Origin of the sequence: Pseudomonas sp. G5(2012), from assembly GCF_000408945.1 — a bacterium.
In the GTDB taxonomy this organism is placed as follows: Bacteria; Pseudomonadota; Gammaproteobacteria; order Pseudomonadales; family Pseudomonadaceae; genus Aquipseudomonas; species Aquipseudomonas umsongensis.
Genome location: NZ_APIO01000042.1, coordinates 28,509 through 44,248, shown reverse-complemented (window position 1 = coordinate 44,248; position 15,740 = coordinate 28,509). Strand labels below are relative to the sequence as shown.

General features: G+C 60.8%; 18 protein-coding genes. 9 read left to right on the top strand and 9 right to left on the bottom strand.

Annotated elements, in window-relative coordinates:
• Positions 1-62: 62 nt before the first annotated feature.
• Both PG5_RS14305 and PG5_RS14300 read left to right on the top strand, forming a co-directional pair.
• Positions 63-908 (top strand): MoxR family ATPase, encoded by an 846-nt coding sequence (locus tag PG5_RS14305; protein WP_008055443.1) that lies wholly within the window; start codon positions 63-65, stop codon positions 906-908.
• 18 nt (positions 909-926) lie between these two features.
• Positions 927-2,105: a VWA domain-containing protein gene (locus PG5_RS14300; protein ID WP_008055445.1), complete on the top strand. Its 1,179-nt coding sequence runs from the start codon at positions 927-929 to the stop codon at positions 2,103-2,105.
• Positions 2,106-2,223: 118 nt separating this feature from the next.
• Here PG5_RS14300 and PG5_RS14295 read toward each other — a convergent pair whose 3' ends face one another.
• From PG5_RS14295 to PG5_RS14280, 4 genes are all read right to left on the bottom strand, one after another.
• Complete coding sequence (locus tag PG5_RS14295) at positions 2,224-3,150, bottom strand: biotin-dependent carboxyltransferase family protein (protein ID WP_020797836.1); 927 nt, start codon at positions 3,148-3,150, stop codon at positions 2,224-2,226.
• Positions 3,147-3,851 carry a 5-oxoprolinase subunit PxpB gene (gene pxpB, locus PG5_RS14290; protein ID WP_020797835.1) on the bottom strand — a complete coding sequence of 235 codons (705 nt, stop codon included), beginning with the start codon at positions 3,849-3,851 and terminating at the stop codon, positions 3,147-3,149. Before pxpB ends, PG5_RS14295 begins: the two co-directional genes overlap by 4 nt.
• Positions 3,848-4,600 (bottom strand): 5-oxoprolinase subunit PxpA, encoded by a 753-nt coding sequence (locus PG5_RS14285; RefSeq protein ID WP_020797834.1) that lies wholly within the window; start codon positions 4,598-4,600, stop codon positions 3,848-3,850. The genes pxpB and PG5_RS14285 overlap by 4 nt, the downstream gene beginning before the upstream one ends.
• Positions 4,601-4,673: 73 nt before the next feature.
• On the bottom strand, positions 4,674-5,960 hold the full coding sequence (locus PG5_RS14280; protein WP_020797833.1) for an MFS transporter: 1,287 nt from the start codon (positions 5,958-5,960) through the stop codon (positions 4,674-4,676).
• Positions 5,961-6,107: 147 nt separating this feature from the next.
• Here PG5_RS14280 and PG5_RS14275 point away from each other — a divergent pair, with 147 nt between their 5' ends.
• Positions 6,108-7,022: a LysR family transcriptional regulator gene (locus PG5_RS14275; RefSeq protein ID WP_020797832.1), complete on the top strand. Its 915-nt coding sequence runs from the start codon at positions 6,108-6,110 to the stop codon at positions 7,020-7,022.
• 37 nt (positions 7,023-7,059) lie between these two features.
• Here the strand turns inward: PG5_RS14275 and PG5_RS14270 are convergent, their stop codons facing one another.
• From PG5_RS14270 to PG5_RS14260, 3 genes are read right to left on the bottom strand one after another with little or no spacing between them, the layout of a single operon-like run.
• Positions 7,060-7,602 carry a DUF2937 family protein gene (locus PG5_RS14270; protein WP_020797831.1) on the bottom strand — a complete coding sequence of 181 codons (543 nt, stop codon included), beginning with the start codon at positions 7,600-7,602 and terminating at the stop codon, positions 7,060-7,062.
• Between the two features lie 12 nt (positions 7,603-7,614).
• A complete protein-coding gene (locus tag PG5_RS14265; protein WP_008056134.1) occupies positions 7,615-8,391 on the bottom strand; it encodes a class II glutamine amidotransferase in 777 nt (258 codons plus the stop codon).
• Between the two features lie 32 nt (positions 8,392-8,423).
• A complete protein-coding gene (locus PG5_RS14260) occupies positions 8,424-8,921 on the bottom strand; it encodes a hypothetical protein (RefSeq protein ID WP_020797830.1) in 498 nt (165 codons plus the stop codon).
• 179 nt (positions 8,922-9,100) lie between these two features.
• On the opposite strand from PG5_RS14260, the gene PG5_RS14255 reads away from it, so the two are divergent.
• Positions 9,101-11,155, top strand: coding sequence for a S9 family peptidase (locus PG5_RS14255; RefSeq protein ID WP_020797829.1), 2,055 nt, complete (start codon positions 9,101-9,103; stop codon positions 11,153-11,155).
• A 190-nt stretch (positions 11,156-11,345) separates the two neighbouring features.
• On the top strand, positions 11,346-11,819 hold the full coding sequence (locus tag PG5_RS14250; RefSeq protein WP_020797828.1) for a cyclic nucleotide-binding domain-containing protein: 474 nt from the start codon (positions 11,346-11,348) through the stop codon (positions 11,817-11,819).
• On the opposite strand, the gene PG5_RS14245 is transcribed toward PG5_RS14250, so the two are convergent.
• Positions 11,816-12,106: a hypothetical protein gene (locus PG5_RS14245; RefSeq protein ID WP_020797827.1), complete on the bottom strand. Its 291-nt coding sequence runs from the start codon at positions 12,104-12,106 to the stop codon at positions 11,816-11,818. The genes PG5_RS14250 and PG5_RS14245 overlap by 4 nt on opposite strands.
• 94 nt (positions 12,107-12,200) lie before the next feature.
• Between PG5_RS14245 and PG5_RS14240 the strand changes: the two genes are divergently transcribed.
• The 4 genes from PG5_RS14240 (at position 12,201) to PG5_RS14225 (ending at position 14,412) form a co-directional block, all read left to right on the top strand.
• Complete coding sequence (locus tag PG5_RS14240; RefSeq protein ID WP_020797826.1) at positions 12,201-12,887, top strand: spermidine synthase; 687 nt, start codon at positions 12,201-12,203, stop codon at positions 12,885-12,887.
• Between the two features lie 48 nt (positions 12,888-12,935).
• Positions 12,936-13,307, top strand: a complete 372-nt coding sequence (locus tag PG5_RS14235) for a YajD family HNH nuclease (protein ID WP_007944009.1) — start codon at positions 12,936-12,938, stop codon at positions 13,305-13,307.
• 182 nt (positions 13,308-13,489) lie between these two features.
• On the top strand, positions 13,490-13,960 hold the full coding sequence (locus PG5_RS14230) for an RNA methyltransferase (protein WP_007911337.1): 471 nt from the start codon (positions 13,490-13,492) through the stop codon (positions 13,958-13,960).
• A gap of 80 nt (positions 13,961-14,040) precedes the next feature.
• Positions 14,041-14,412: a DUF2892 domain-containing protein gene (locus tag PG5_RS14225; protein WP_020797825.1), complete on the top strand. Its 372-nt coding sequence runs from the start codon at positions 14,041-14,043 to the stop codon at positions 14,410-14,412.
• Between the two features lie 86 nt (positions 14,413-14,498).
• Here the strand turns inward: PG5_RS14225 and PG5_RS14220 are convergent, their stop codons facing one another.
• Positions 14,499-15,731: a hypothetical protein gene (locus PG5_RS14220; RefSeq protein ID WP_020797824.1), complete on the bottom strand. Its 1,233-nt coding sequence runs from the start codon at positions 15,729-15,731 to the stop codon at positions 14,499-14,501.
• Between the last annotated feature and the right edge of the window lie 9 nt (positions 15,732-15,740).

Below are 15,740 nucleotides of genomic sequence, written 5' to 3'. Positions count from 1 at the left end.
CTGACCATTTATATTCCCGCCCTGCCTCGCTCAGGCCGGCGTTACCGTTCGAGGATTAGCAGATGAAGTTCGAAGGCACCCAGGCCTACGTCGCCACCGATGACCTTAAGCTGGCGGTCAACGCCGCCATCACCCTGGAGCGGCCACTGCTGGTCAAGGGCGAACCAGGCACCGGCAAGACCATGCTCGCCGAGCAACTGGCCGACTCCTTTGGCGCCAAGCTGATCACCTGGCACATCAAATCGACCACCAAGGCGCACCAGGGCCTGTACGAGTACGACGCGGTCAGCCGCCTGCGCGACTCGCAGCTGGGCACGGAAAAGGTCCACGACGTTCGCAACTACCTGAAGAAAGGCAAGCTCTGGGAAGCTTTCGAGTCCGAAGAGCGCGTGATCCTGCTGATCGACGAAATCGACAAAGCCGACATCGAGTTCCCCAACGACCTGTTGCAAGAACTCGACAAGATGGAGTTCTACGTCTACGAGATCGACGAGACCATCAAGGCCAAGAAGCGCCCGATCATCATCATCACCTCCAACAACGAGAAAGAGCTGCCGGACGCCTTCCTGCGCCGCTGCTTCTTCCACTACATCGCGTTCCCTGATCGCACCACGATGCAGCGGATCGTCGACGTGCACTACCCGGACATCAAGAAAGACCTGGTCAGCGAAGCACTGGACGTGTTCTTCGACGTGCGCAAGGTGCCGGGCCTGAAGAAGAAGCCTTCGACCTCCGAGTTGGTGGATTGGCTGAAGCTGCTGATGGCCGACAACATCGGCGAAGCGGTGCTGCGCGAACGCGACCCAACCAAGGCCATCCCCCCGCTGGCAGGTGCACTGGTGAAGAACGAACAGGACGTGCAATTGCTTGAGCGCTTGGCGTTCATGAGTCGTCGCGGTAGTCGTTGATCATCTGGGGCAAATGCCATGCTGCTCAATCTGTTCAATGAAATGCGCGCAGCCAAGGTACCGGTCTCGGTGCGCGAGCTGCTGGACCTGATCAACGCGCTGAAGCAGCGCGTTACCTTCGCTGACATGGACGAGTTCTATTACCTGTCCCGGGCGATCCTGGTGAAGGACGAAAAGCATTTCGACAAGTTCGACCGGGCCTTCGGGGCCTACTTCAATGGTCTGGAAAAGCTCGATGATCATCTTCAGGCGTTGATCCCGGAAGACTGGCTACGCAAGGAATTCGAACGCTCCCTGACCGACGAGGAACGGGCGGCGATCCAGTCCCTCGGTGGCCTCGACAAGCTGATCGAAGAATTCAAGAAACGCCTGGAAGAACAGAAGGAACGCCATGCCGGTGGCAACAAGTGGATCGGCACCGGTGGTACCAGCCCGTTCGGTTCCGGCGGTTTCAACCCGGAAGGCATTCGGGTCGGCGATGCCGGCAAGCGCCAGGGCAAGGCCGTGAAAGTCTGGGATCAGCGCGAGTACAAGAACCTCGACGATTCAGTCGAGCTGGGCACGCGCAACATCAAGGTCGCCCTGCGTCGCTTGCGCAAGTTTGCCCGCCAGGGTGCAGCCGAAGAACTCGATATCGATGGCACCATCGACCACACCGCGAAAGATGCCGGGTTGCTGAACATCCAGATGCGTCCGGAACGGCGCAACACCGTCAAGCTCTTGCTGCTGTTCGATATCGGCGGTTCGATGGACGCCCACGTGAAGATCTGCGAAGAGCTGTTCTCGGCGTGCAAGACCGAGTTCAAGCACCTGGAGTACTTCTACTTCCACAACTTCATTTATGAATCGGTGTGGAAGAACAACATGCGTCGCACCTCCGAACGCACCTCCACCATGGACTTGCTGCATAAATACGGCGCCGATTACAAAGTGATCTTCATCGGTGACGCCGCCATGGCGCCCTACGAAATCACCCAGGCCGGTGGCAGCGTCGAGCACTGGAACGAAGAAGCCGGCTACGTGTGGATGCAGCGGTTCAAGGAGAAGTACAAGAAGCTCATCTGGATCAACCCTTACCCGAAAGATACCTGGGGCTATACCTCGTCGACCAATATCGTCAGGGATTTGATTGAGGACCAGATGTATCCGTTGACGTTGCGGGGGCTTGAGGAAGGGATGCGGTTTCTTTCCAAATAATCTCGGTTGTCTGGACTGGCGTCATCGCGGGCAAGCCTTGCTCCTACAGGATTCAAGTCGTGCACAAAATTTCCGGCACACTCGAATCCTGTAGGAGCAAGGCTTGCCCGCGATGCTTTTAGCGGTTCATGAATTTCTGCAAATATTCAATCTGCTCGCGATGCGCGATATCCTGCACCACCGGCCGCAACCGCACCTGCGCCCCCGGCAAACACTGCGCCAATCGCGCCAGCGCCAACGGCGTCAATGCCCCCAACCGCGGATAACCGCCAATGGTCTGCCGATCATTGAGCAGCACGATCGGCTGGCCGTCCGGCGGCACTTGCACAGCCCCCAATGGAATGCCCTCGGAAATCATCGGTTTGCCTTGGTATTGCAACGCCGGTCCCAACAGCCGAATACCCATCCGGTCGGCACGGCTGTCGACGTTCCACACGCTGTTGAATGCATCGAACAGGCTCTGCCCGCTGAACTCACCGATCTGCGCACCGAGCACCAGATCCAACGGCGTATCAAGCTTCAGGTCCGGCCGCTGATCGGCGGTCAATTCGCGCAGCAACATCACCGAATTGCCCGAATAGCTCAAGCTCGCGCCCTTGCTCAGCGCATGGCCCATGCCATCCAGTCCGCCAAGCTCCTCACGCACCACCGTCGAGCTGCTGCCCAACACCTTCGGCGCATCAAAACCACCTGGCGCGGCCAGATAGGCCCGGGCGCCGAGCAAGGGCTGGCTGAACTGCAAACGCTGACCTTTGTTCAGCCGGAAACTGCGCCAGGGTGCCAGCGGCTCGTCGTCCACCCGCGCGCCAAGATCCGCCCCGGCCAGCGCGAGCACGCAATCGTCCTCGGCCACTACGGTGAACCCGCCCAGGGTGATTTCGATCACCGGCGCCTCCAGCCCGTTACCCAGCAACCCATTGGCCCACGACATCGAACGCCAATCAGCCGCGCCGCCCTGGGTCACGCCCAGTTGGCGCACGCCGAAACGGCCTGCGTCCTGCAACAGGCACAGCGGTGTACTCGCTTCAATCGTCAGACGGCTCATGCCTGGGCCTCCAGTGGCGTGTCGTCACCGCCCAGGTTGATGAATTCGGCATGGTCGACCGCTTCGAAACGCACGGTGTCACCCGGCTGCATCAAGCTGTAGCCGTCACGGTTGCGATCGAACAATTTGGCCGGTGTGCGGCCGATCAGGTTCCAGCCGCCGGGCGATACCACTGGATAGGCGGCCGTCTGCCTTTCGGCGATACCAACACTGCCGGCGGCGACCTTCTTGCGTGGCGTGCTCAGGCGCGGTGCGGCGAGTGCCTCGTCCACCAGGCCCATGAACGCGAACCCCGGTGCGAATCCCAGCGCGAACACCTGATACTCACGTTCGCTATGACGACGGATCACCTCCTCCATCGCCAACCCACTGCGTTGCGACAACAAGCTCAGCTCTGGACCGACGCTCAAGTCGTACCACACCGGCAGCACGTGACATTTGCCACGAGTGCGCGCATTGGGCGACAGGTCGATAAGCGCTTCGGCAATCAATTCCCGAGCCTGGGTCGGGCTCAACGCGGTCAGGTCGTAATGCACCATCAAGGTCGTGTAGGACGGCACCAGGTCGATCAGATCCTTGCCGAACGCCGCCCGCAGGCTTTCACTGGCCGCCAGCATCCATGGCATGTTGGCTTCAGCGATTTCATCGAACAGACGCACCATCAGGCAATCGAGCGCGACCACTTCTACCCGCAGTTTCATGACGCGCCCTGCTGGTTCAAGGCTTCACGAATGCGCCGCACGGCCGCCACCGAACTGGCATTGTCGCCGTGCACGCACAGGGTGTTGGCCTGCAAGTGCAAGGCGCTGCCGTCGCTGGCGGTGAGGTGATCGCCACGGGCGATGATCAACGCCTGCTCGATGATTTTCTCCGGTTCGTGATGCACCGCTCCCGGCAGTTGCCGCGAAACCAGCCTGCCGGCGCTGTCGTAGGCGCGGTCGGCGAAAGCTTCGAACCACAGGGTCAAGCCATATTCTTCGCCCAATTGCTGCGCGGCGCTGTTGTCGCGGGTGGCCATCAGCATCAACGGCAGGCTGCGATCGTAGGACGCCACCGCTTGCAGCACGGCGCGCAATTGCGCGGGGTTGGCCATCATGTCGTTGTACATCGCACCGTGGGGTTTGACGTAGCTGACCCGACCGCCCTGGGCGCGGCAGATGCCGTCGAGGGCGCCGATTTGGTAATGCAGGATGTCCTGCAGTTCCTGGGCACCATAGGCCATGGAACGACGGCCAAAACCGACCAGATCCTGGTAAGCCGGATGCGCGCCGATCTGTACACCGTGGCTGAGGGCCAGGCTGACGGTCTTGCGCATGATGCTCGGGTCGCCGGCATGGAAACCACAGGCGATGTTGGCGCAATCGATGAAGGGCATGACTTCCGCGTCCAGACCCATGGTCCAGTTACCGAAACTCTCGCCGATGTCGCAGTTCAATAGCAGGCGGCTCACGCTGAACACTCCTGTAGGCTTTATTCTTCTTAACTGTGGGACATATCCGTATGACACGCCCGCAGATTATCAGTTACTGGGCGTCGAGTTGCTTGCCACGGGTTTCCGGCAAGCTCAGGGCTGCCAGAATCACCACGCCGTAGGACACCGCCGCAAAGGCACCGATGCCAACGCTCAATGGCACCGTCTGGCTGAGCAGGCCGATCAGCAGTGGGAACAATGCCGCCAGCGCGCGGCCGATGTTGTAGCAAAAGCCCTGGCCTGAGCCGCGAATGCGGGTCGGGAACAATTCGGTCAGGAACGCGCCCATGCCGCTGAATATCCCCGAGGCAAAGAAGCCCAGCGGAAAGCCCAGCCACAGCATCACACCGTTGCTGACCGGCATTTGCGTGTACAGCAGCACAATGGTGAACGAGCCGACGGCGAACAGGATGAAGTTCTTTTTGCGACCGAGGATATCGGTCAAATAGGCGCTGATGACGTAACCGACGTACGAGCCAACGATCACCATCGCCAGGTATCCGCCGGTGCCGAGTACGCTCAAACCACGCTCGTTTTTCAGGAACGTCGGCAGCCAGGAAGTAATCGCGTAGTAACCGCCCAGCGCACCGGTGGTCAGCAGTGAAGCGCGAATCGTGGTGAAGAGCATGCCGGGGGCAAAGATCTCGTAGAACTTCGACGGATTGCTCGGCGCCTCCTTGGCTTTGGCTTCGCGGTAGATTTCCGGGTCCTTGACCAGGCGGCGAACGAAGATCACGAAAATCGCCGGCACGATGCCGAGGATAAACAGCGCGCGCCAGGCGTCTTCCGGCGGCATGATCGAGAACAGCAGCGCATACAGGATCGCGGTCAGGCCCCAGCCCAGCGCCCACCCCGATTGCACCATGCCCACGGCCTTGCCGCGGTCCTGGGCGCGGATGACTTCGCCGATCAACACCGCGCCGGCGGTCCACTCGCCGCCAAAACCGAAGCCCATCAAGGTCCGCGCAATCAGCAGCTGTTCGTAACTCTGGGCGAAACCGCAAAGGAAGGTGAAGAAGGCAAACCACAGCACGGTCAGTTGCAGGGTGCGCACGCGACCGATGCGGTCGGAGAGAATGCCCGCCACCCAGCCACCAATGGCCGAAGCGATCAGCGTGCTGGTGTGGATCAGCCCGGCCTGGCCGGTGGTGATGCCCCACATGGCAATCAGGGTCGGCACCACGAAGCTGAGCATCTGGGTGTCCATGCCATCCAGGCCATAACCGATCTTGCAGCTCCAGAAGGTGCGGCGTTCCTGCTGATTGATGTTGCGATACCAGTCGAAAGGTCCCGGGCGAGCCGTGGCTTTCGAAATGACGGTGGTGTCGGGCGCACTCATGGCAAATCTCCGCGCTGGTTTTATTGGTATTGTTCTGAGCCCCGACGACGCCTATCGTGGGAACCGGATGTGTCGATTCTTGGACGCGCCAGCCCTCTGCGTCCAACTAATAAAAACCCGCCCTAGCCATAAGAAAAACTTGATCACATGAACCTGAAGTTTCTCGAAACCTTCGTCTGGGTCGCCCGGCTCAAGAGTTTCCGCCTCACCGCCGACAAGCTCTTCACCACCCAGGCGTCGATTTCCAGCCGCATCGCCGTGCTCGAAGGCGAGCTTGGGGTGAAGCTGTTCCTGCGCGACTCGCGCGGTGTGAGCCTGACACCGGAAGGCTTGAAAGTGCTCGAGTACGCCGAGCAGATGATGGACACCATGCAGGCGCTCAAGCATTCGATCGAGACCCGTTCAAGCAAGGCCGGCCGCGTGCGCATCGGTGTCATGGACACGGTGATCCACACCTGGCTAAGCCCGCTGGTGGCGCAGATGACCGATCACTACCCCCTGGTGGAAATCGAACTGGTGGCCGATACATCGCTCAACCTCTGCGATCAGCTGCAAAAAGGCTTTCTCGATGTGATCCTGCAAACCGACCTGCTGCGCCAGGAAAGCGTGCGCAGCCTGGAACTGGCCAGCCACCCCATGGGCTGGATCGTCGCCAGCAATTCGCTCTACAACCGCGACTACTCAGGCATCGCGGACCTGGCGAACGAGCGGATCATTACCTACTCGAAAAACTCCCACCCCCATCAGGAAGTGCTCGCACTGATGCAGGCCAACGGCGTCATGGCGCCACGGTTGAACTGCGTGAACTCGGTCTCGGCGATCACCCGGTTACTGCGCGACGGTTTTGGCATCGGTGCATTGCCGCCGGTGTTGGTGGCGGAGGAACTGGCACGGGGTGAGTTGACCTTGCTGGACATCGACCAGAGACCACCAGACCTGCAAGTGGTGGTGTCGTGGCGGGTGGGCGTGGAATGGGTCGAGGAGATTGTGACGTTGTGCCAGCAAGTACTTAAGGATTATGCGCGGCGGGTGGGTGAAAACTACATTACCTTGGCTGACTGATGATCGTTCCCACGCTCTGCGTGGGAACGATCATCACTTACAACCCGCGCAGATCCCGCTCTTCGATCGGCCGGCTCTGGCGCAGGCGCTTGCCGCCCAACACCACCCAATCGATCAGGCGGAACAGGCACTCGATCCCGAACGACAGCAGCAACGCGCCGCTCATGCCCCAGATCATCGCCTCCGGGGTCAGCAGGATCTGGTAGCTGTAGCCATTCCAGGTTTCCTTGCGAATGTCCGGATCCGCGGCCAACACTACTTGCAGGAAGCGGATATACCACGGCCCTTGCATCGCCTGGAATTGCTTGTCCAACGCCACCTGGCGAGTCAGCAGGTTACCCAGGCTGTCGGCGTCGCTGCGAAAGATCGGATCTTCACTGGCGCGATAGTGAGCGACCAGGGCCTGCATGTCGCCCTTGAAGAATTGATTGGCGGTGTTCTGAAACCCGCTCAGCCCGGCCTGCGCTTCAATCAGGTGCGCTTCGACCCGCTTGGCGTAATCATTGATGAACCCCGGCACCTGGACACCGATCAACAGGCCCGCGGCAAACAACACCAGCCGCAAATAACTGAGCAACATGGGGGATGATCCTTATTCGGTCCGGCCCTGGCTGACGCATTCACCGCGTCGCCACAGGCTCCATTGGCCTGGCTCGTAGCGGGTCCAGGTTTCATTTTCGGTCAAGGGCTCGGTGGCGATCACGGTGACCACATCGTTGGGCGTGGTTTCGGCCTGGAAGTCGACGATCACATCGACATCCTTCAGGCGCGCCGGGCCGAACGGGGCGCGACGGGTGATCTGCGCCAGTTTGGTCGAGCAATAACAGAACAGCCAGTCGCCATCGCTGAGCAGGCAGTTGAACACGCCCTTGCTGCGGTATTCGGCGCAGGCGGCGACCAGGTCCGGCAGCAGTTCTTCGACCTCCACGGGCTCGGGAAACGCGGCCCGCACACGGTTGAGCAAGTCACAGAACGCCGCTTCGCTGTCGGTATCGCCAACCGGGCGGTAGAAGCTGGCCGTCGGTTGCAGGTCTGCCAACTGGCCATTATGCGCGAAGCACCAGTTACGCCCCCACAACTCGCGTACGAACGGATGGGTGTTGGAAAGGCAGACCTTGCCGACGTTGGCCTGGCGGATATGCCCGATCACCACTTCGCTCTTGATCGGGTAGCGTTGCACCAGGTTCGCGACTTCCGACTCACAGCTCGCCGCCGGGTCCTGGAACAAGCGCAAACCCCGACCTTCGTAGAAAGCGATGCCCCAACCGTCCCGATGTGGACCGGTACGCCCACCGCGCTGCATCAGCCCGGTGAAGCTGAACACGATATCGGTCGGGACATTGGCGCTCATGCCCAATAACTCACACATGCTCGAACTCTCGCTTTATGGCAGGGGCACGGTTACAGACGGGGTTCGACGCGCATCCGCTGGGGATTGCTCGGCACCGGCGGTCGACCGTAGCGATCATCGCCGGCACCGCCGAAGGGGTGATCCTCTTCCGGCTCGTCGGCACGGATCGCGGCCTGGACGGCGGCGGCCTGTTCCTTGCGGGCCCTGGCACCACGCTCGAGGACGAAACGGATCGCCACGAACACCAGGTAGATGCCGAAAGCGATCATGCCGTACATCAGCAGGTCGGAAATCGCCCGCCACGCGTTGTTGCCGACCTTGAACAACAGGTCGAGCGCCGTGATGGCAATGGCCGGGGCCACTTTTTCCTTCACCGGGTCAATGATGGTCGGGCTGAAAAGCAGCACCGCCACCAGCAAGCGCAGGGGTTCGCGCAGCCAGCGCCACATCCAGCGGGTGATGCGCATCCACACCAGCAGGCAGCCCAAAGCGGCAAAGGCGTAGAGGCCCCAAGCGATCAGATAGTCGTTCTCGGTCATGGTGTCCATGGCAAGGCAGGCAAAGAGGCGCTTATGATAACGGCTTTTCGTCCATCAGGCTCCTTCATGTAGGAGCTGCCGCAGGCTGCGATCTTTTGATCTTAAAAAATCAAGATCAAAAGATCGCAGCCTGCAGCAGCTCCTACAGGTTGCCAGTCCCTATTCAGTACATTGTTCGAGAGCCCCTCATGCCCCTACCCGCCAACGTTTCCGATGCCCCGATTGCCCGCAAGGCCGAAGGATCCGACCCGTACGCCTGGCTGCAGGAGCGCGACAGCGCTGCGGTGCTCGACTACCTGAAGGCCGAAAACCGTTATCAGGAGGCGCAAACCGCTGATCAGGCCGGGTTGCGCGAAACCCTGTTCGAGGAGATCAAGAACCGGATTCTCGAAACCGACCTGTCCCTGCCCTCGCCATGGGGCCCCTACCTGTACTACACGCGCACCACGGCGGGTGACGAATACGCCCGTCACTACCGCTGCCCGCGCCCGGCCGACGACAGCCTGGTCCTCGACGAAAGCCAGGAACAACTGCTGCTGGACCCTAACGAGCTGGCCAAAGGCGGCTTCTTTTCCCTCGGTGCGTTCAGCATCAGCCCCGATCACCAGCGCCTGGCCTACAGCATCGATTCCACGGGCGACGAAATCTACACGCTGTTCGTCAAGGAGTTGTCCGACGGTCGCGTCAGTGAACTGGAGTTCCAGGACTGCGACGGCAGCATGACCTGGGCCAACGACAGCCTGACCCTGTTTTTCGGCGAGCTGGATGACACCCATCGTCCGCACAAGCTGTTGCGCTATCGCCTCGATGGCACGGCGGCCGAAGAAGTGTTCCATGAAACGGACGGCCGCTTCTTCATGCACTGCTACCGTTCGAGCTCCGAACAACAATTGCTGCTGTCGGTGGGCAGCAAGACCACCAGCGAAGTCTGGGTGCTCGACGCCAACCTCCCACAACTGCCCTTTACCTGCGTAGCGCCACGGGTGGAAAACCATGAGTACGACGTTGACCACGGCACGCTCGATGGCCAATGGACCTGGTTCATCCGCACCAACCGCGACGGCATCAACTTTGCCCTGTACACCGCCGTCGATAACGGCGTGGCGCCAGCCGAGGCCGACTGGCGGAACCTGATTCCCCACAGCGACACAGTAATGATCGATGGCATGAGCCTGAATGCCGGCGCCATGACCCTGAGCCTGCGGGTCGGCGGCTTGCCGGTGATCGAAGTTCACCCGCAGGACCTGCCGAGCTATCGGGTTCAATTGCCAGACGCGGCCTATAGCCTGCACGTGCAGAACAGCCTGGAATTCGTCAGCGAGCGAATTCGCCTGCGTTACGAAGCGTTGAACCGCCCTGCGCAAATCCGCCAGCTGGAACTGGTCAGCGGCGAGCAGAAAGTGCTCAAGCAAACCCCGGTGCTTGGCACGTTCGACGCCGACGCCTATGTCAGTCAGCGCCTGTGGGCCACGGCGCCCGATGGCACACAAGTGCCGATCAGCCTGGTGGTCAAGCGCGAAGCGCTCGGCAAGCCGGTTCCGCTCTACCTGTACGGCTATGGCGCTTATGGCGAAAGCCTCGACCCGTGGTTCTCCCACGCCCGCCTGAGTTTGCTCGATCGCGGCATGGCGTTCGCCATCGCCCATGTGCGCGGCGGCGGTGAACTGGGTGAAGCCTGGTATCGCGCCGGCAAGCAGGAGCACAAGCAGAACACCTTCAGCGACTTCATCGCCTGCGCCGAACACCTGATCGCCAAAGGCCTGACCACCGCGCCACAACTGGCGATCAGCGGCGGCAGTGCCGGCGGCCTGCTGATCGGGGCGGTGCTCAACCAGCGCCCGGCGCTGTTTGGCGCGGCGATTGCCGAAGTGCCGTTCGTCGATGTGCTCAACACCATGCTCGACCCGGAGCTGCCATTGACCGTCACTGAATACGACGAGTGGGGCAACCCTCAAGAGCCTGACGTTTATGAGCGGATCAAGGCCTACGCGCCTTACGAAAACGTCACCGCGCAAGCCTATCCGCCGATGCTGGTGATCGCCGGCTACAACGACAGCCGCGTGCAGTATTGGGAAGCGGCCAAATGGGTGGCGAAATTGCGCGTCACCAAAACCGACAGTAATCCGCTGTTGCTCAAGACCGAACTGGGCGCCGGGCATGGGGGGATGAGCGGTCGATACCAGGGATTGCGTGACGTAGCGCTCGAATACGCATTTTTGTTCAAGGTGCTGGGTGTTGCCTGAGGAACTTGGGCCGATGAACCGGTCTTAATTGCAGGCGCCTCGGGCCGATACAATTCCGATCCCCCTGTAGGAGCTGCCGAAGGCTGCGATCTTTTGACTTTGTTTTTTTAAGATCAAAAGATCGCAGCCTGCGGCAGCTCCGACAGGAATTCGTGGTGACAGAACCAGACAACAATAAAGACCGCACGACATGTCAGAACCCACTTTACTGAACAACGAAATTCGCAACTGGCTGATGGACTGCGGCCTGTTCAACCAGCTGCTACCGGCGGAATTCGCCGCTGCCTCGGGCTATTTCAACCTCAGCACCATTGCCCAGGGAGAGGAAATTTTCCACGAGGGCGATGCCGGCAGCTTCATGTGCATCATCCATACCGGCCAGGTGGCCGTGCAGAAGACCGCCAGCGATGGCCAGCAGGTGACCATTGCGACGCTGCGCAGCGGCCGCTCGTTCGGTGAAATGGCCGTACTCGACGGCGAACGGCGCTCGGCCAGTTGCGTGGCCGCGAGTCACTGCCAGTTGCTCAACCTGGGCAAGGATTCGCTGGAAAAGATGCTCAATGACGCGCCGAAAGTCGCGGCAAAGATCATCCGCGCCCTCGCCGTCTCACTGTCCCGGCGCTTGCGCATGGTCGATGGACAGTTGCTCTCGCAGCAGGTTTAACCGCCGGGTGACTTGACCTTCGGTGGGTTCGGCTCGATCCCCGGCACCGGCTGGTCCTTGATCGGCGGGCTTGGCATCTCGATCGGCACCAACGGTGGGCCGCTACTGCCCGGCCCCACTTTTGGCAGCGGTGCCGGGCTGATCTGCGGGTACGGTGTGGGCGTTGCGGTGCCCGGCGAGCCAGGCATTGGCGCGGGACTGATCGGCGTCGTCTGTAGCTGCTGGCCCTGCACTGCAGTTATCGAGAGCGCGGCCAGGGCAATGGCCGTTAGAATGGTGCGCTTCATCAATGGCTCCGTTGGCCTTGTGGTCACTTGCAGGCTACTCCCAACTGCGTCCGTTTGCCTTCCCTGTGCCGCCATTTTTCCTCAAGTGAGCCCCATGAAACGTTTTGTTCTGCTCGATACCGCCCCTATTCCCGAGAACGGCGGTGCCCTGTGCCTGTTCGAGTACGGCGAAGATTTCGTCATCAAGATCCAGGGCGGCGACGGTGGACAATTGATGAATACGCGCATGCATGGCTCCGAGGATGCCCTGGCCGAAATCCCCTGCCGCAAGGTCGCGGGAAGACCCGACTCACGGGTTTTGATCGGGGGCCTGGGCATGGGTTTCACCCTCGCCTCGGCGCTCAAGCACCTGGGCAAGTCCGCTGAAGTGGTGGTCGCCGAACTGGTGCCAGGCGTGGTGGAGTGGAACCGCGGACCGCTGGGCGAAAAATCCGGAAACCCGCTGCAAGACCCGCGCACGGTGATCCGCCTGGAAGACGTGGCCAAGGTCCTGCAAGCAGAGCCGCAGGGTTTTGACGCAATCATGCTCGACGTCGACAACGGCCCCGAAGGCCTGACCCAGAGGGCCAACAGCTGGCTTTACTCCGCCGGGGGCCTGAGCGCCTGCGCCAAGGCCCTGCGCCCCAAGGGCGTGCTGGCGGTCTGGTCGGCCAGCGCAGACCGACAGTTTTCCGACAAACTGAAGAAAGCCGGTTTCAAGGCCGAGGAAGTACAGGTCTTCGCCCACGGCAACAAGGGCACCCGCCACACCATCTGGATTGCCGAGAAGCTCAAGGGCTGAGCTAAACTGCGTTTATACCGTCATTAGTCATTCAACAAAGGTGAACCCATGAGTTCGTCCACCCCGACCAACACCTCGAAGCTGGACCGCATCCTCGCCGACAACCAGCGCGACAAGGAAATGGGCTACCGCGACAAGGCCCTGAAGATGTACCCGCACGTGTGCGGCCGCTGCGCCCGTGAATTCTCCGGCAAGCGCCTGAGCGAACTGACCGTGCACCATCGCGACCACAACCACGACAACAACCCCCAGGACGGTTCGAACTGGGAACTGTTGTGCCTGTACTGCCACGACAACGAACACTCGCGTTATACCGACCAGCAATATTTCGGCGAGGGCTCGCTGAGCACGCCAAAAATCGCCAAGGCAACGCATAACCCGTTTGCGGCGTTGGCAGGGTTGATGAAGAAAGAAGACTGAAGATCTTCAGCGCCCGAGCCGGCCCCTTCGCGAGCAGGCTCGCTCCCACACTGGATCTCCGATGCAGCGAAAAAACCCTGTGGGAGCGAGCCTGCTCGCGAAGGCGATTGCTCAATCTCCAAACTGCCCGCTGCCGCCCAATCCCCGTATAATCGCGCTTTTTTCCCAAAGGCACCCCGCTCGTGGCAGACAAACGGTACAGCTGCATTGGTTTGTATAACCCCAAGTCACCGGAGAACGTCGGTTCGGTGATGCGCGCCGCAGGCTGTTATGGCGTGGCGTCGGTGTTCTACACCGGCAAGCGCTATGAGCGCGCCGCCGACTTCGTCACCGACACCAAGCGCGTTCATTACGATATCCCGCTGATCGGCATCGACGACCTGAAGAAAATCCTGCCCCTCAACTGCGTACCCGTTGCCGTGGAACTTGTCGAAGGCGCCCGCCCATTGCCGGAGTACACCCATCCGGACCGCGCGTTGTATATCTTCGGCCCGGAAGACGGCTCGCTGGACAAAGAGATCCGTGACTGGTGCGAAGACGTGGTCTATATCCCGACCACCGGCTGCATGAACCTCGCCGCCACGGTCAACGTCGTGCTCTACGACCGCATGGCCAAGGGCCTCAACACCCGTTCGGGGCCGAAATTCCGCTGAATCGCCATACATCCGATGGAACAAGTGGCCAGTCGAGGCAGTCAGCTTATCTATCCACTACTCAAGCCTGGAGTCAGATCATGAGCGAACTCAAACGCGTAGAGCGCATCGAATCCACCCCGTTCCAGACCTCTTCCGAGCAGAATGTCCAGGGCTGGGAACGCATCGGCTCACTGGCTGGCGGTGTAGTGATGGTCGGCAAGGGCTTGCGTCGTGGCGGCCTGCTTGGCCTGATCCAGGTGGCCATCGGCGGTGTGGCCCTGGCCCGTGGCATCACCGGTCACAGCTCGGCCAAAAGCCTGCTGGAAAAAAGCCGTCAGGACATGAATAACGTGCGGGCGAAGATCGAGCGTGCGGGGGAAGAGTTGAGGACGCTGAAGGCCAATGCCGAAGCGGCGACCAAAACCGCCACCGTGACCGGCAATGATTCTTTGAAGTCGCCGAAACCTTAAAGCAAAAGATCGCAGCCTGCGGCAGCTCCTACAGGGTGTACGCCCCCCCAATGTAGGAGCTGCCTCCGTCTGCGATCTTTTGATCTTTATTGAAGTAACCCGGTATCAAGGACTTTGGACGGCTCTCCAATAACACTCTCACTGAGCTGCACGAACGCCTTGGTATCCACGCTCCCCAGACGCATCGCCCCGCGCATCACATCATCGAGCGAGCGCTTGTTGCGGGTTTTCAGGCGAATCTCGCCGTCCAGTTCCTGCAGCAACAGCACCGCTTTGGCCAACTGCGCAGCGTTGATCTGCTCGCCGCGCAGACTGGTGACTTTCTGGCTGTCCTTGACCAGCTTCCTGTGCAGCCCCTCATACCGCTCATCACTCATACCGCCGGCCCGGCGCACCAGTTCGATGGCGTAGTACTCGGCAAACCCCTCGCTGATCCAATCGCTACGCTGCTGATCGTTGATCCGTCCGAACACTTGGGCCAACTCGCGCACCAACGCACTCGTACCGTTTTCACTGACCAGCGGCAGGCGGGCGTTCAGGTAAATTGACTCATGCGCCGAGAGACTGCCACGCCACATCGGGTCATTGGCGCCGACAATCAACAACTTGGTCGGGTGACGAGGAAACACGGCTTGCACCTGTGGCCAGACAAACGTCAGCAGCGTCAGCACGTCCATGCGCCGCATGCCCTGGCCTCGCGGTGAGGTGACGGTGACTTCGGTTTCACCCAATCGGGTACGCCGGCTACCGAGGTGACCCGCCAGCATCCAGCCCGTGGGCCGATCGAACAATCGGGAAACATTTTCGATGCGAAACTTGTTCTTGCCGATGCGCGGCCAGGCGGTCTCGACGCTTTGCCAGCCATTGGGCAGCTCGAATTCCAGGCGTGACACCAACTCGATACCGTCCTGCTGATCGATTTTGGCGGGTGGCACCAGATCGTCACCGCGCATCAGCGCCCAGGCCGGGGTGATGCGCGTGTCGAAGCTGCCACTCTTGCGGCCATGGCTGATACGAACTCGGTAAGTCAGGCTGGCCTTGTCCCCGGCAGGGAGCCATACACCACGGGTGAGTTTGCCCGGTGTCTGCTGCCATTGGCCATCAGCCTTGAAATCACTGTAGTGGCTGCCGTCGCCGAGGTTGAAATCCAGGCTGCGTACCGCCGAGCCCTGGGCCAGGGTAAGGCGCACTTCAGCCTGGTCGCTTTGCGGCAACAGGCGCACGTGGTAATCCAGATCGACCTTCTTCGTCGCCGCCCACGCGGGAGCGCTCAGGGACAATAACCCAACGGCCAGCGCCCGCTGCCATCCCACAGCCATACACACTCC

Bases quoted from the DNA above. Each gene is read 5' to 3' on its own strand.
- PG5_RS14305 (WP_008055443.1), top strand. From the start codon at position 63: ATGAAGTTCGAAGGCACCCAGGCCTACGTCGCCACCGATGACCTTAAG.
- PG5_RS14300 (WP_008055445.1), top strand. From the start codon at position 927: ATGCTGCTCAATCTGTTCAATGAAATGCGCGCAGCCAAGGTACCGGTC.
- PG5_RS14295 (WP_020797836.1), bottom strand. From the start codon at position 3,150: ATGAGCCGTCTGACGATTGAAGCGAGTACACCGCTGTGCCTGTTGCAG.
- pxpB (WP_020797835.1), bottom strand. From the start codon at position 3,851: ATGAAACTGCGGGTAGAAGTGGTCGCGCTCGATTGCCTGATGGTGCGT.
- PG5_RS14280 (WP_020797833.1), bottom strand. From the start codon at position 5,960: ATGAGTGCGCCCGACACCACCGTCATTTCGAAAGCCACGGCTCGCCCG.
- PG5_RS14275 (WP_020797832.1), top strand. From the start codon at position 6,108: ATGAACCTGAAGTTTCTCGAAACCTTCGTCTGGGTCGCCCGGCTCAAG.
- PG5_RS14270 (WP_020797831.1), bottom strand. From the start codon at position 7,602: ATGTTGCTCAGTTATTTGCGGCTGGTGTTGTTTGCCGCGGGCCTGTTG.
- PG5_RS14265 (WP_008056134.1), bottom strand. From the start codon at position 8,391: ATGTGTGAGTTATTGGGCATGAGCGCCAATGTCCCGACCGATATCGTG.
- PG5_RS14260 (WP_020797830.1), bottom strand. From the start codon at position 8,921: ATGGACACCATGACCGAGAACGACTATCTGATCGCTTGGGGCCTCTAC.
- PG5_RS14255 (WP_020797829.1), top strand. From the start codon at position 9,101: ATGCCCCTACCCGCCAACGTTTCCGATGCCCCGATTGCCCGCAAGGCC.
- PG5_RS14250 (WP_020797828.1), top strand. From the start codon at position 11,346: ATGTCAGAACCCACTTTACTGAACAACGAAATTCGCAACTGGCTGATG.
- PG5_RS14245 (WP_020797827.1), bottom strand. From the start codon at position 12,106: ATGAAGCGCACCATTCTAACGGCCATTGCCCTGGCCGCGCTCTCGATA.
- PG5_RS14240 (WP_020797826.1), top strand. From the start codon at position 12,201: ATGAAACGTTTTGTTCTGCTCGATACCGCCCCTATTCCCGAGAACGGC.
- PG5_RS14235 (WP_007944009.1), top strand. From the start codon at position 12,936: ATGAGTTCGTCCACCCCGACCAACACCTCGAAGCTGGACCGCATCCTC.
- PG5_RS14225 (WP_020797825.1), top strand. From the start codon at position 14,041: ATGAGCGAACTCAAACGCGTAGAGCGCATCGAATCCACCCCGTTCCAG.
- PG5_RS14220 (WP_020797824.1), bottom strand. From the start codon at position 15,731: ATGGCTGTGGGATGGCAGCGGGCGCTGGCCGTTGGGTTATTGTCCCTG.